Below are 14,443 nucleotides of genomic sequence, written 5' to 3' on the forward strand. Positions count from 1 at the left end.
GGCCTACTAGTTGGCAGACGACGAAGGGAACGCGCTGGTGACCAGCGAGATTCAGATTCCTGCAGAGCTCAAGCCCGCCGACGGCCGCTTCGGCGCCGGTCCGTCGAAGGTGCGTCCGGAAGCCGTCGCCGCGCTGGCGACCGAGGGCGCGAAGCTGCTCGGCACCTCCCACCGGCAGGCGCCGGTGAAGAACCTGGTGAAGCGCGTCCAGGAGGGCGTCGCCGAGCTCTTCCAGCTGCCCGACGGGTACCAGGTGGTGCTCGGCAACGGCGGCTCGACCGCTTTCTGGGACGTCGCGACCTTCGGGCTGATCCGGGAGAAGAGCCAGCACCTGAGCTTCGGCGAGTTCTCCTCGAAGTTCGCCAAGGCCGCTCAGCTGGCACCGCACCTGGCCGACCCGACGGTCGTGAAGGCGGAGCCCGGCAGCCGCTCGGTCGCGGTGGCCGAGGCCGGAGTCGACCTGTACGCGTGGCCGCACAACGAGACCTCCACCGGCGTGATGGCCCCGGTCAAGCGGCCCGCGGGCGCCGACGAGGGCGCGCTGGTCGCGATCGACGCCACCTCGGGCGCGGCCGGCCTGCCGGTCGACCTCAACGAGGCCGACGTCTACTACTTCGCGCCGCAGAAGGGCTTCGCGTCCGACGGCGGCCTGTGGATCGCGCTGATGAGCCCGACGGCGCTCGCGCGCGTCGAGGAGATCGCCGCGTCCGGCCGCTGGATCCCGGCGTTCCTGGACCTGGCGACCGCGGTCGACAACTCCAGCAAGAACCAGACCTACAACACCCCGTCGCTGGCCACGCTGTTCCTGATGGCGGAGCAGACCGACTGGATCAACAGCCAGGGCGGTCTGGAGTGGAGCGTCGCCCGGACGACGGACTCCAGCAACCGGCTGTACACCTGGGCCGAGAAGTCGGAGTACGCCACGCCGTACGTCACCGACCCCGACGCCCGCTCGCTCGTGGTCGGCACCATCGACCTCGACGACGCGATCGACGCCACCACGGTCGCGAAGACGCTGCGCGCGAACGGCATCGTCGACACCGAGCCGTACCGCAAGCTCGGCCGCAACCAGCTCCGCGTCGCGATGTTCCCCGCGGTGGACCCGGACGACGTCGAGAAGCTGACCCAGGCCATCGACTACGTGGTCGAGAACCTCAAGTAACCGCACTGCCCTTCACAGCCGCCGCTCCCCGTCCGGGGGGCGGCGGTTGTTCGTTGGCGTCAGGAGTGTTGCCGGCGGCGGGAAGTGGAAGACGTCTGGCCCGTCAGGCGGGCGTTCTCGGCCTGGCGGTCCTGGCGCTCGCGGCGGCCGGGCGGGAACGTGACGACGGTGATGATCAGCGCGAAGAGCGCGGCCCCGACGATGATCCAGCGGAAGTTGTTGCTCTTGCCCGAGCTGGAACTGTTGCTCTCGGTCGCGCTGCCGGGCTTCGGGGTGGCACCGGCCGCGGGCGGCTTGGAGGCGGCGGCCTTCGCGGGGACCTGGACCTGGTAGACGGCCGAGTTCGGGCCTTCGCTGCCGACCAGGACGGTCTCGTCGGTGGGGCCGACCGCGACTGTCTCCCCCTGCCCCAGCGGCGCGGTGCCGCGGGCGATGGCGTTCGGCGTCTCGCCCCAGGCCACGGTCGTGACGTCGGCGTACGTCCGCAGTACGACGCGTTGGCCGTCCGGCATGAATGTGCCGTCGGTGATCACGCCCGACGGCGCCGCGGCGAGCTTGGTCAGGTCGTTCGTGCCCTCACGGGACGGGGCAGGCGGTGCCGCGTAGATCGCTCCGGTGCCCTTCAGCGCCTTCGTCACGATGTACAGCTGGCTGGTGCCCGGCTCGATCAGCAGGGTCTCGGCGTCGTGGGCGCCGTCCGGGTACTTGAAGTCGTACCGGTGGTACTTGACGTTCGACTCGTCCTCGAGCGTCTCGGGCTCCGGGATCGTGTAGATCTCGATCTGGTCCCGGCTCGCCTTGTTGTCCCCGATGTCCGCGATGTAGATCGTGCCGTCCCGGTCCACGCCGAGCGCCTCGACGTCGACCACCTTCGCGCCGAACCGGAGCACGGCCTTCACCTTGCCCGCGGTGTCGACGGCGAAGACCCGCCCGGTGTCACCCGAGTCGTTCACGGTCCAGTAGACGCCGGGGTGCTTGACGCTCTTCGCCAGTCCCGACGACTCCTGGATCCGGCTGTCCCGGATCGTGAACAGCTTCTTCGGCGCCGGCGTCGTCGGGCCCGCGTCCGAGGTCGCGCTCGCTGTCGATGTGGGCAGCGCCACACCCGCAAGGGTGCAGAGCGTCGCCGCCAGCAGCGCGAACGCAGTGCGGAGCTGCCTCACGACACCACCTCGGCGCCGGCCTTCGCCGGCTGTTCCGATGGTGGGAGGAGCAGTTCGGCCAGGCGGGGTGTGACGTGCCACTCGGTCACCATCGCCTGGTACTCGGCGCGCAGATCGGCGGTCGGCTTGGCGCCGGTCCGCGCAGCGCGGAGCAGCAGATTGCGCGGCGTGTGCTGACTGTCCACGAACTGCACGACCTCCACCCGGTAACCGACCTGTCGCAGCACCGCCGCCCGCAGGGAATCCGTCAGGACGTCGGCGAACCGCTCACGAACGATGCCATATCTCGTCATCAGCGCATAAGGCGCCGGTGGTGTGACGCTCTTGAGCTGCTTTTGGATGTCGTGATGGCAACACGGAGCTGCCAGCACCAGCGAAGCCTCCCAGCCGACGGCCCGCGCGAGCGCGTCGTCGGTCGCGGTGTCGCAGGCGTGCAACGCCAGCACGACGTCCGGCCGGACGTCCACCTCCGCGCCCTCGATCGTCGCATCGAGGAACCGCAGGTGCTCCTGCCAGCCGAGCGCCTCAACCACCCGGGTGTTCCGTTTCCGGGCCGCCGGGTTGTGGTCGATACCGGTCATCCGGACGTCGTGCCCGGCGGCGGTGAGCAGGTGGTACGCCGCCAGGGTGAGGTACGCGTTCCCGCAGCCGAGGTCGACCACCTGCAGCGGCCTGTTCTGCGCGATCCGCCCGGCCGAAACCGCCTCGTCGAGCGCGGGTGCGAGCAGCTTGCAGAACTCCTCGATCTGCTTGTACTTCGCCTGCCGCGACGGCTTCACCCGGCCCTGGTGGTCGCTGATCCCGAGCTCGATCAGGAACGGCGCGGCGGGGTCGAGCACCCGGCGCTTGACCCGGTCGTGGCTGGTCGCCTGCTCCCGGCGGTCCTCCTGCCGGTGCAGCAGCTCCTTGCCCTTCTTGGTGTAGCGCAGCCGCAGCGTCTCCGTCGTCGTCTCGACGTGCCACGACCCGTACGGCAGGTCGAGCAGCTCGTCGACCGTCTTCTCCAGCTCGGCCTCAGGCACGTTCCGCGTGTGGGCCTGGCGCTCGTCGAACTCGGTGATCTGCAGGTGCCGCTGCCCCTTCAGATCGACGTACCGCACCTCGACCCGGAGGTACGCCGGCGCGTCCAGCCCTCGCCGCCGCCCCGAGGCCAGCGCGCGCACCAGACCGCTCCGATCGAGCAGGGCGGCGCGGATCACCCCCAGCGCTCCGGACTCCTCCGGCCGCGCCGGCTCGCCCGACCGCACCTCTGGCTGCATCGCGCCATTGTCGCCGACCACTCGGGTCGATCACAAAAGGGTCTCCTACCGACTGCCTACTCCGGGTGACCGAAATACGGATGCCGTGCCGTCGGCGCTGCGTGAAACTGGGCCGATGGTGACGACGCCTCGCACGATTATCGACTCGGTGGTTCGGTCGGTCTGTGGCCGCGACGTCGAGTGTCTTGTGCCTCTCTCTGGCGGAGGGATGAACGAGACCTACCGCGCCGACCTGGCCGGCGATGCCCGGGTCGTCGTCCGGATCGCGCGGCAGAGGACGCCGTGGTTCATCGACGAGGCGCACTTGATGGGGCAGGCGCGCGCTGCGGGCGTTCCGACGGCAGAAGTGCTCGGCCTCGAGCACCTGGACCACGACGGCGAGCTGCTCTCCTTCTCGATCCAGCAGTACCTGCCTGGCCGTTCTCTGGACGAGCTCATGGGCGCGCTGCCTGCGACTGATGTAGAGCGCCTGACTGTGGACGCTGGTGAGATTCTGGCGCGGGTACACAGCGTCACGCCGGACGCCGGGCGCGGCCTCCAGCACGACCTGCGACTGCCCGAGGAGACCGCCGTCACCCGGATCCTGCGGATCGTCACCGAGACCCTCGACACGTCGGCAGCGCAGGTTGTCGAACGCGGCGCCGACTTCCTGCGCCAGGTCGTGACGACCACTCCGCCGCCTGCCGTCTCACTTGCCCAGGGCGACTTCCTGCCCAAGAACCTCCTGATCCACGAAGGCGCCCTCACCGGCGTCATCGACTGGGAATTCGCCGGCCCAGCCTCCCCCGCCTTCGACCTGGCCCGCTGGGAGGTCTCCGCCGGCGCCCCTCTCCACGACCGCCCAGATCTCCTCCGCCGCGGCTACGCCCGCATCACTGCCCCAGCCAACCCCACCCTGACCGCCGCCTTCGCCATCGACTGGACCCTAGAACTCCTCGCCTGGAAAAACCCCGCCACCCCAGCCCAATTCCAGCGCTGCGTAGACGTAATCACCCACTACCTCTCCCGCTAGACGACGCCCCAGCCTGCCGAACAGCACGCAACGCCTAGACACACCACTCCCGACGGCGCACCCCAGCGCAAGGCCACACGCCAACCAGCCACAGGTCAGGCGAGCAGTTTCTGCAGCTCCGGGAGCCGGCTGAACAGGTCAGGGAGACCACGCACACCGTTGCGCACAGACTCGTGGGACAGCGCCAACTCCGGACCGGTGGTCGCCTCGACGCCGGCGAGGCAGCGCAGGATGTTCCACCTGATGTGTCCCAACCAACCGGCGATCATGTACGCGAACCAGCTCGGCCCCGGCGGCGGCAGCACCCCGCCCCCTGCGACGTACCCGTCGAGCACCGCGCGGAAGACCTCGGGCTCGACGCCGTCGAATCCACGCCCCTTCGAGAGGCTGAGCGCGGTCGAGCCGAGCTCACCGGACAGATCGATCATCCCCGACAGCTCCCAGTCGAGCACCACCGGCCGTCCGTCGCGAGCAAGCAGGTTCCACGGCTGAATATCCCTGTGGGTCAACACAACTGGACCAGGACGTTCGCACGCGTCGACGAACTGGGCGATCGCAACAAACGTCTCGACACGGGAGGCAAGCTCATCCGCCCACGGCTGCCCGGTCGCCACCGCCCGCTCGGCAAGCTCCGGCCAGTCCCGCGGCGTCGGCTCGTCAATCACCCCGCGAGTCCACTCGACGTTGAGCGAATGGATGAGCGCGAGAATCTCCCCGACCTCGAACGCAAAAGCAACCGCCACCGGCTCTTCAGGCACCTTCTCCCCCTCGACCCACCGGTGTACGAGCAGATCGCTGCCGGCCCAGATCGGCTCAGCCATCGGGACACCAGCAGCAAACGCCGCCCGCTCGAACCTGAACACGTCCTCGACGCGATAAACCCAGCGCCGATCGACCCGATTCAACTCCTTCACCGCAAACGACCCTTGGTCGGTCTCGAGCCGATACATCCGATTGGCAAACCCGCCATGCACACGAACCATCGGCCCCCGCGGCACACCAAGAAACGAAAGGCCTGAGAGCACACCGTCGTCCGCAGTCATCCCACGCAATCTAACCCCCGCACCTCGCCAACGCACCGCAATTACCCGCACACAAACCCCACACAGACCATCCCCGCCCCCTCCTCCCCCACAGCAAACAAGGCGCAGACGCACAGGTCGCCCGCCCAGGTCTTGCGCGCTCGTCGAACGCGCAGGTCGCCCGCCCACGTCGTACACCGACGCTGGCCCGCGTAGGTCGGGCGCGCAGGTCGGTCGCGCAGGTCGCACGCCGGCGTCGCCCGTGCAGTCGTACGGCGACGTCGCCCGCGCAGGTCGGGCGCGCAGTCGCCCGCCCTCGTCGCCCGCCCGCGTCGTACGCGCAGGTCGCCCGCCCACGACGCACGCCGGCGTCGAACGTGTAGGTCGGGCGCGCAGGTCGCGGCGTACCAGAACTGGAAGGCTGGCCAGTGGGGAACCCGCGGTTAGCCGAGGCGCCGTAGGGCTGATTCGATGGCGAGCTCGACCCGGGACGTCATGCCGGGCACGTCGACGGGGCGGCGCCCGGCGACCTGACCGCGGATCCACTTCGAGCCGCTGGCGTCGTAGTGCAGCAGGGTGTACAGGTCCCACCACGGATCGAGAGTCGCCCCGGCGATCGACTCGTACAGCGACCGGAGCTGCTCCGACCACTCGGGCGAGTAGAGCGCCGCCAGGTACCGCCGGCAGTGCCCGACGTCGATCGCGCGCGATCCCCGGTGGATGGAGTTCCAGTCGGTCAGGCCGGTGATTCTTCCGCGTGACCACAGCATGTTGACGGGCAGCAGATCGCAGTGCAGAAAGACGGCGGTGTCCTTTGGCGGTGGTGCGGCCATGGCACCGAATGCCGACTTCCACACCGCCGGCTTCTGTGCGTCGACCGGCACCTGAAACCCGTCCCGAGGAGCGATCCAGGAATCTGTCCATGGTCTGAACGTCTTTGCGGGGAGATCGAGGGAATGCAGCAGTACGGCGATCTCCGCGATCCTCGTCAGCCACGACCGAGGCTCTGCTGGATTCAGGTGAACATGGCCCGGCAGGCGTGTCATCAGCAACGATGGCGCGCCGCCCGTCGAAGCACCGGCAACGTCGGTGGCCAGGATGCTTGGAACCGGGAGCCCGCTTCCGGCCACCACACCTAGGTTGGCGATCTCCTTCTTCAGGGCTTCCTGCAGGTCAAGGCCGGCCGGGTACTGCCGCAGTACGACGAACGTTCGCGTTCCACGTCGCTCGACAGTCAGGCGATTCACGGCGGAGCAGACGCCACCGGTCAATCGGCGATAGCCGACGACGCGGCTGCCTCGGCCCATCGACGCCGCAACCCAGGCGAGGGTCTCCGCGGAGGGACGACGTTGTCTGAAACCGCCATCTCTCCAGTCGCCGTCGGTCATGAGCGCGACCATATTCGTCGGGGGTCTGCGGCGACAGGGGTTTTCCAACCCGCCGCAGACAGGACGCCAAGCGGCACCTGCAGTCGGCCAAGGACCCGGGGCGCGAGGCGGAGTCCTTCGCGATGCTCCCGCCGACGGCAACTGCTTCGCCGGGGCGGTCGCGTCGCAGGACAGAGGTCCCGGCGCCGAGGGCGCCCGGACATAGTCGACACCCACGGCACGTCCGGCGGTGCGTGATGTCGGTGAAGGGCGGGAGCGCGGGGTGGCGGTCATTCGCGACGGTTCTGCCGACGGCGGTTGCTTCGTCGGGGCGGTTAGGCGCCAGGACAGGGCTCGTGCCGCAGGCGGTCGGAGGGCAGTTTGCCGCCGGTAGTGCGAGTGGTCGGCGAAGGATGCGACCGTGAGGGGGCGTCCTCTCGCGGCGGTCCCGCGGACAGGAGTTGCCACGCCGACGCAGTCGCACGGCAGGACGGGGCGCCGAAGGCCGCCGGAAACACAGCCGCCGCCCCACGGCACGTCCGGCGGCATGTGTTGTCGGCGAAGGACGGGGCCAGACGGCATCCTTTCGCGGAGGTCCTGCGGACGGCAATTGCTTCGTTGGGGTGGACGGGGCGTGCGCCGAGGGCGGTTGGGTGGAGTCATGGGGTGGGTGTGGGGGTGGCTGGGTCTGGGTCTTCGTCGAGGAGGCCCAGGTTTCTCAGGCGGGTGATGATGCCGCCTTCCTGGCGGCCGAGGGCTTCGCTGAGGTCGTCGATGGGGGCGCCGTTGTTGTGCATCTCGATCAGGGTTTGCTCGTCTTCGGGGGACCACGGGCGGAAGGCGTTGGGGTGGGTTCTGCGGGCTTTCTGGATCTTGCGGGTCATCGAGTGCGGGTTGACGGGCTCCAGGGAGCGGATGCGGGCCTGGCGGTGGCGGCCGACCTCCTCGCCCTTGAGCCAGAAGATCACCGCGCCGTCGGTGAAGGTCATCAGATCGGCGGGCACGTCGCAGTAGTCGGCGTCGTCGAACATCACTCGGATCATCGGGACATCTCTCTTCCTCAAGTAGGCACGTAGGAGTTCGTGGTCGACAGAGAAGATGCCGTGATCGCGCCCGGTCCGGCGGGGCGATCTGCGATCTGTGGACAACCAGACTGCAGAACTTCTTTGCAAAAACACTTTGCAAAGAGTCTTTGCAATCCTATGCTCTGAGCCATGAGCGACGAGAACCACAGCGTGGAGCCGACCCGCACCGTCCAGCTGGATCGGCACCTCGTGCGTGCGCTGGCGCACCCGATGCAGAACCGGATCCTCGGCCTGCTCCGCGTGTACGGGCCGCAGACCGCAACGACCCTGGCCGGGCGGCTCGGGGTGAACACGGGCGCGACCAGCTACCACCTCCGCCAGCTCGCCGACGCCGGACTGGTGGTCGAGGACGACAGCCGCGGCAACGCCCGCGACCGCTGGTGGAAGTCGGCGCACCAGGGCACCGAGTTCAACGCGGCCGAGTTGCTGGACCAGGAGCCTGAGCTGGCGCTGGGCTTCCTGCACGGCGTCGGCCAGACGTACGCCGAGAACATCTTCGGCTTCATCGACGCGATGCAGACGATGCCCGAGGACTGGCGCGACGCCAGCATGCTCTCGGACTACTTCTTCCATCTGAGGCCCGACCAGCTGGCGGCGATGATGCGCGAGGTCATGGCGGTCCTCGAGAAGTACAAGACGCCGGACCTCACCGCTCCGCTGCCGGAGGGCGCCGAGCAGGTCACCGTCCAGATCCAGGCGTTCCCGCGCGAGACGCGCCAGTAAGCACACGGGGTGAGGCAATGATGGGCGACAAGGGCAATCGAGCGCCGTTGGCTGCGTTCCTGGTGGCGAACGTCGTGTCGATCTGCGGGACCCGGGTCAGCGCGATCGCGATCCCGTGGTTCGTACTGATCACCACAGGATCGCCAGTGAAGACCGGCCTGGTGGCGATGGCCGAGATGGCGCCGCTGGTCGTGGTGAAGGCGATGGGCGGCCCGCTGATCGACAAGGTCGGCCCCCGCCGGGTCAGCGTCGTGGCAGACACCGCGAGTACGGCGGTGGTGGCGCTGGTCCCCCTGCTCCACACACTCGGCTTCCTGCACTTCCCGACGCTGCTGGTGCTGGTCGCGATCGCCGGAGCGCTCCGCGGACCGGGCGACGCCGCCAAGGCCACGCTGATCCCCGACATCGCCAGAGCGGCCAGGGTCCCGTTGGAGCGGGTGACGGGTCTGGAGAGTACGACGGAACGGTTGGCGGGCTTCTTCGCGTACGCGCTGGCCGGCGGCCTCATCACCCTGGTCGGAGCGGTCAACGCCCTGTGGATCGACGCGGCGTCGTTCGGCGTCTGCGCCGTACTGATCACCCGCTGGGTCCCCAAGTCCGCCACGTCCGCGCCGAAGGAGCAGGGCTACGGTCGCCAGCTCCTGGAGGGCTGGACCTTCCTGCGCACCGACAGGCTCCTGCTGCCGCTGGTCGTCATGATCGCGGTGACCAACCTGCTCGACGCTGCGACCAGCACAGTACTGCTGCCCGTCTGGATCAAGGAGCACGGCTACGGTCCAGGTCACACCAGTCTGATCCTCACCTCGTTCGGAGTGACCGCGACGCTGTTCGCCCTGCTCGCGTCGGCCATCGGTGACCGCATCCCGCGCAAACTGGTCTTCACGGTCGCGTTCCTGATCGCCGGAGCGCCGCGCTTCGTGGCGATGGCCACCGACGTACCGATCTGGTCTCTGATGGCGGTGTACGCCGTCGGCGGCATCGGCGCGGGCTTCATCAACCCCGTGCTCGGCGCGATCCAGATCGAGCGCATCCCCGGCCACCTGCTCGGACGGGTCAACTCGCTGTCCAACGCGGCCTGCTGGACCGGCGTACCGCTGGGCGGCGTGGTCGCCGGGGCTGCCGTGACGGCCATTGGTCTCGCGCCCGCGCTGCTCGCCGGGGGCGTGATCTACCTGATCGCGACGATGTCACCGGTGCTGATCGGCCGGCACGAGAAGTGGCGGGCTACACCGGGTCCGACGGATCCTCCGGGAACGGCGGCAGATCCAGATCGGGTGGCAGTCGGAGCGTCCTAGCCTTGGTGGCGTTGTCCAGCTCGCGCCGCATCCGCTCCCGCTCCGCTCGCAGCAGCCCGAGCATCACCAGGTCCAGCAGCATCCCGCCTGCCGCCGCGAACTGCGTGGCTGCGAACTGGAAGACCTGCGTCATCAGCAACGACACCAGCACCGCCAGCTCGAACAAGCGGACAGCACGCGCCCGGTTCCGCTTCCGCAGCGCCAGAGCGCCACGCACGGTGAACGTTGCCGACAGCAAGCTCCCGATCGCCACCCCGAGCACCGGGAGGTGGTTGACACCGTTACCCAGCACCGCGGCGATGACGAGCGCGGCGAAGAACTGGACCGCCAGTACGGCGACAGCGATCGGCGGCGCCTTCGGATGCGTGGCGAGCCGCTCGAACCCGCGCTGCAGCGCCCGCCAGGCGGCGTCCACCGGAGCAGCCAGCTCCACCTCGTCAGGTGGGCAGGCAGCCAGCAGCTCGGACGTCTGCCGGCGCCCTTCGACCTGCGCGGGGACCGTGCGGAGCAGCTCGGCGGCCTCGGCCCGGCGGCGCCGGGACAGACCGCCCGCGACCCCCTCGACGGCGTGGTCGATGACGTTGGCCAGCTCCTCCCGCGGGTCGATCGGCCGGCGGGTACTGAGGAAGCGGGTGCCGAGCACGATCAGCACGAACACGACGTACACGATCGCGGCCGTCGGCTGGTAGAAGTAGTTGTTGTCCGAGGTGACGAACTTCCCCACCTCGTCGATGAACAGCCCGAACCCGATCCCGCCGATCGTCGCCGCGGCCGGCCGCACCACCGGCCCGACGTACCCGAGCAGCAGCGAGATCGCGATCAGCATCAGCAGCCCGCCGGGCAGGACGTGGGCGATGTGCAGGCCCTTGCCGCCGATCTGCGGGTATCCGCTGAGGCTGAGGATCAGCCGGGTCACCAGTACCGTCGCCACCCCGGACACCACGAACGTGGTCAGGTGCTCCCCGGACCGCACGTTACGGACCAGCCCGGCCCGCATCAGGTACGACGAACGTTCACCGGCGGAGGGCGTCATGCGGCGACGTTATCGGACGAGGGCAGCCACCACGACGATGACGACCAGGGCGGCCAGTACGAGCGAGGTCACCAGTCGGCGCGTGCGGGGGTCCACGTGGTCAGGGTATGGGGAAGTTCCCGGCCGGAGTGCCGTGGGGGTCGACCCGCCGCCCGATCTCCCGCAGCGCGGCCGCCGCGACTCCGGTTCAGCGCAGGCTGACCAGCGGCTCCGGGCGGTGTACGCCGCGTGGTCGGTAGCCGAGGGCGTCGGAGTGGCCGAGGTAGTCGGACAGCAGCCAGATGATCGCGAGCCACATCTCGGTGCCCTGCAGGCCCGGGATCGCCCGGTCGTCGGTGCCGTCGGGGGCGAAGGCGAAGCCGGCGCCGTCGATCCAGCGCGGGAGGATCGCGCGCAACTGCTCCTCGGCCCAGCGACGGCCGTCCTGTTCGCGGTACGCCGTTTGTTTGCGGGCCAGCCACAGCGGGTGGATGACGTCGAGAACGTTGCAGGCGTTGTAGTTGTCGCCGGTGAACATCCGCCGGTCGTTGCTGTGCGCAAGAACCGTGGCGACGGCCTGCTCCGGGTACGGCAGCGGGAGGCCGAACTGCGCGTAGGTGCCGCGGGTGAGGCGGTAGAAACCGTTCACGACCTGCAGCAGCCCGTCGTCGGGATGCGATGAGCCCCACGCGCCGGTCCCGGGATCGACGCGGGTGTGCAGCCAGCCCATCAGCAGCTCGAGTTCGCCGGGCTTCCCGTTGAAGGCGAGCGCCGTACCGAGGCCGTCGATACCGGAGCCGGCGGACCAGGCTCTCCTTGCCCAGGGCAAGTTGTCGAGCTGGTCGAGGGTGAAGTCGGTGCTGATCGGGTGCTCGAAGCTGCTTCCGAGGACCTGGAGCGCGTAGCCGACACACAGGACGTGATAGCTCGCGGGGCCTTCCAGGACAGCGAGTTCGGCATCCGACGGCTTGCCCAGACCGTCGTCGGACAGGTCTCCTGGCGATACCAGTCCGGTCGCCGGATCCTGGCGCGCGCGGAGCCGCCGGACGAGGTCGTCGCGGGTGTGCCCGGCCGGCGTACGGCGTACCAGCAGGTCCGCGATCTCGACGGCGTCGCACCACGGGCGGATCTCGGGCTCCCGGTCGATGCCGGGGCGGTCGACGAATCGGACGCCGTCCCAGCACCGCGCGAGCACGTCGTCGACCTGCTCCCGGGCCTTGGCGGCGAACTCCTTCAGCAGGGTGGGCAGATCACCTGACATGGACGCTCCTGTCCGCGAGCGGAGGATTCGGGCGGGGTTCCCGGCCGCGACCGAGTTGGCCGGGATGTTCTTGGTGACGACCGCGCCGGCGCCGATGATCGTGTGCGGCCCGACCGTGACGCCGTCCAGGATCGTGACGTTGGAGCCGATCCAGACGTCGTCGCCGATCGTGATGCCGACGGCGGTGTGCGGCTGCTTGAAGATCGGCTCGCCGGGCGCGGTGCCGTGGTTGAACGCGAGCAGCGACGTGTGCGCGCCGATCCGGACGCCGTCGCCGATCGTCACCTTGCCGCGGACCGCGGCGAACGGGTTGATCGTGGAGTCCGCGCCGAGCGCGATGTGGCCGGTGACGTAGGCGTGCGCGGCGATGTACGACCGGTCCCCCATCCGCAGCTCGTCGCAGTACACCGCGGCCGACTCGGCGACGTACACATCGGCGGCGAGCTCGACCGACCCGCCGAGCCGCGCCTGCCGTTCGGCCTGCCTCTCACGCTCCGCGTCCGAGGCCTTCCGGGCGTACTCCCACGGCAGGAAATCCAGTCGCAACGGCTCGTTCGGCAGCATGGGAAAACGCTATCCAATTCTCGGGACACAGACCAGCCCTCAAACGCCGCTGCTAACCTCCGGTCTGACATGAACACTTTTCCGTCTGTGCGAGGGGTGGCCGGGCGATGACGACGAGCGGATCCGTTGCGGACGGCGACGACGCCGACGGCGACGGCCCGGGGAGCGGCACGCGTCGCAGCCACCGGGTCACGATCAGCGACCTGGCGCGTCGCCTGCACATCTCGAAGGCCTCGGTCTCGTATGCACTGAACGGCCGCGCCGGCGTCAGCGAGGAGACTCGGCAGCGGGTGCTCGACCTGGCCGAAGAGCTGGGCTTCCACCCGAACTCCGCCGCCGTCGCGCTGTCGGCGAGCCGGACCCGGACGATCGGGATCGTGATCGCCAGGGACCCCACGCTGATCTCGACCGAAGCGTTCTACATGCGCACGCTGGTCGGCATCGAGCAGTACCTCAACGAGGTCGACTCGTCGCTGCTGCTCCGGCTCACCGGCGAGCACGGCGAGGACCTCGACGTCCTGCGGCGCTGGTCGCGGCAGGGTCGCGTGGACGGGTTCATCCTGTTCGACGAACTCGAGGACGACCAGCGCATCCAGTTGCTGAAGGACCTCGGGATGCCGTGCGTCGTGGTCAGCTCGAACGCGCCCGACGACTCGGTCGGCCGGTTGATCAGCTCGCCCGACGAGACCGTCGGGCTGCTGCTCGACCACTTGGCCGGGCTCGGGCACACCGACATCGCGCACATCAGCGGGCCGTTCACGTTCATTCACGAGCGGCTGCGGGTGCAGACGCTGCTCCAGCACGCCGAGCGGCACGGCATCACGGTGCGGCACATCGAGGGCACCTACCGGTACGACGACGGCGCGGAACTCACCCGCCGGCTGCTGACCGGCCCGAACCCGCCGACCGCGATCGTGCTCGGCAACGACCTGATGGCGGTCGCGGCGCTCCGGGTCGCGATGGATCTCGGTACGGCGGTGCCGGGCGAGGTCTCGATCGTCGCCTGGGACGACTCACCGCTGTGCGAACTCGCCCGGCCCGGGATCACCGCGGTCGACCAGAAGACCATGGAACGCGGCCGCGCCGCCGCGGACCTGCTGCTCCGCACCATCACCGCGGACACCGCCCTCCACGAGGAAGCGCCGCCCGGCGAACTCCGCCACCGTGAATCCTCAGGCCCCGCCCCCTCCTGAAGCTCACCACGAAATTTGCCTGGCCTACCAGGCAAATGTGGGGTTATCCACCCAGGTTCAGGGTGCCTAACCCCGCATTTGGTGGGCCAACCAGGCAAATGGGGTCCACCCGGGGCGCTCATCCGCGTCGCGCGGGGCGGGGCCGCGTTTCGGAGTACTGTGGCTCAGTTTGAAGACTGTGTGAAATCGGGCGCTTCCAGAGAGTGTTGGATTGCGTTTTCCGCGTGCGCGGTGAAGGTTGGGCGGGTCACGAGGTCGTAACGAAAACGCTCGAACTGAACCGGTTAGGGTTTCGGAACTTAACCGGTTAGGCCAGTATGGGGCC

12 protein-coding genes are annotated in these 14,443 nt (G+C 69.1%); 5 read left to right on the forward strand and 7 right to left on the reverse strand.

What is annotated here, in order from left to right:
- Positions 1 to 34 precede the first annotated feature (34 nt).
- A complete protein-coding gene (gene serC / locus AB0I12_RS10135) occupies positions 35 to 1,162 on the forward strand; it encodes a phosphoserine transaminase (RefSeq protein WP_359927755.1) in 1,128 nt (375 codons plus the stop codon).
- A 59-nt stretch (positions 1,163 to 1,221) separates the two neighbouring features.
- On the opposite strand, the gene AB0I12_RS10140 is transcribed toward serC, so the two are convergent.
- Positions 1,222 to 2,325 (reverse strand): hypothetical protein, encoded by a 1,104-nt coding sequence (locus AB0I12_RS10140; protein WP_359927262.1) that lies wholly within the window; start codon positions 2,323 to 2,325, stop codon positions 1,222 to 1,224.
- A complete protein-coding gene (locus AB0I12_RS10145) occupies positions 2,322 to 3,584 on the reverse strand; it encodes an SAM-dependent methyltransferase (RefSeq protein WP_359927263.1) in 1,263 nt (420 codons plus the stop codon). The genes AB0I12_RS10140 and AB0I12_RS10145 overlap by 4 nt, the downstream gene beginning before the upstream one ends.
- Before the next feature lie 115 nt (positions 3,585 to 3,699).
- Between AB0I12_RS10145 and AB0I12_RS10150 the strand changes: the two genes are divergently transcribed.
- Complete coding sequence (locus tag AB0I12_RS10150; RefSeq protein ID WP_359927266.1) at positions 3,700 to 4,596, forward strand: phosphotransferase; 897 nt, start codon at positions 3,700 to 3,702, stop codon at positions 4,594 to 4,596.
- A gap of 95 nt (positions 4,597 to 4,691) precedes the next feature.
- Here AB0I12_RS10150 and AB0I12_RS10155 read toward each other — a convergent pair whose 3' ends face one another.
- The 3 genes from AB0I12_RS10155 to AB0I12_RS10165 all read right to left on the reverse strand — a co-directional run bounded on the left by AB0I12_RS10155 (position 4,692) and on the right by AB0I12_RS10165 (position 8,016).
- Complete coding sequence (locus tag AB0I12_RS10155) at positions 4,692 to 5,639, reverse strand: aminoglycoside phosphotransferase family protein (protein WP_359927269.1); 948 nt, start codon at positions 5,637 to 5,639, stop codon at positions 4,692 to 4,694.
- A gap of 422 nt (positions 5,640 to 6,061) precedes the next feature.
- On the reverse strand, positions 6,062 to 6,865 hold the full coding sequence (locus AB0I12_RS10160) for an aminoglycoside phosphotransferase family protein (RefSeq protein WP_359927272.1): 804 nt from the start codon (positions 6,863 to 6,865) through the stop codon (positions 6,062 to 6,064).
- 779 nt (positions 6,866 to 7,644) lie between these two features.
- Positions 7,645 to 8,016: a hypothetical protein gene (locus tag AB0I12_RS10165; RefSeq protein ID WP_359927275.1), complete on the reverse strand. Its 372-nt coding sequence runs from the start codon at positions 8,014 to 8,016 to the stop codon at positions 7,645 to 7,647.
- A 183-nt stretch (positions 8,017 to 8,199) separates the two neighbouring features.
- Between AB0I12_RS10165 and AB0I12_RS10170 the strand changes: the two genes are divergently transcribed.
- Positions 8,200 to 8,793, forward strand: a complete 594-nt coding sequence (locus AB0I12_RS10170; protein ID WP_359927278.1) for a helix-turn-helix domain-containing protein — start codon at positions 8,200 to 8,202, stop codon at positions 8,791 to 8,793.
- A gap of 17 nt (positions 8,794 to 8,810) precedes the next feature.
- A complete protein-coding gene (locus tag AB0I12_RS10175; RefSeq protein ID WP_359927281.1) occupies positions 8,811 to 10,088 on the forward strand; it encodes an MFS transporter in 1,278 nt (425 codons plus the stop codon).
- Here the strand turns inward: AB0I12_RS10175 and AB0I12_RS10180 are convergent.
- Positions 10,018 to 11,121, reverse strand: a complete 1,104-nt coding sequence (locus tag AB0I12_RS10180) for a hypothetical protein (protein WP_359927283.1) — start codon at positions 11,119 to 11,121, stop codon at positions 10,018 to 10,020. The two genes, AB0I12_RS10175 and AB0I12_RS10180, sit on opposite strands and share 71 nt — an antisense overlap.
- Before the next feature lie 187 nt (positions 11,122 to 11,308).
- The gene (locus AB0I12_RS10185) at positions 11,309 to 12,925 is read right to left on the reverse strand and encodes an acyltransferase (protein WP_359927286.1); all 1,617 of its coding nucleotides are present in this window, start codon (positions 12,923 to 12,925) and stop codon (positions 11,309 to 11,311) included.
- A 107-nt stretch (positions 12,926 to 13,032) separates the two neighbouring features.
- On the opposite strand from AB0I12_RS10185, the gene AB0I12_RS10190 reads away from it, so the two are divergent.
- Positions 13,033 to 14,118, forward strand: a complete 1,086-nt coding sequence (locus AB0I12_RS10190; RefSeq protein WP_359927287.1) for a LacI family DNA-binding transcriptional regulator — start codon at positions 13,033 to 13,035, stop codon at positions 14,116 to 14,118.
- The last annotated feature ends 325 nt before the right edge of the window (positions 14,119 to 14,443 follow it).

The organism is Kribbella sp. NPDC050459, from assembly GCF_040655315.1.
Classification (GTDB): Bacteria; Actinomycetota; Actinomycetes; order Propionibacteriales; family Kribbellaceae; genus Kribbella.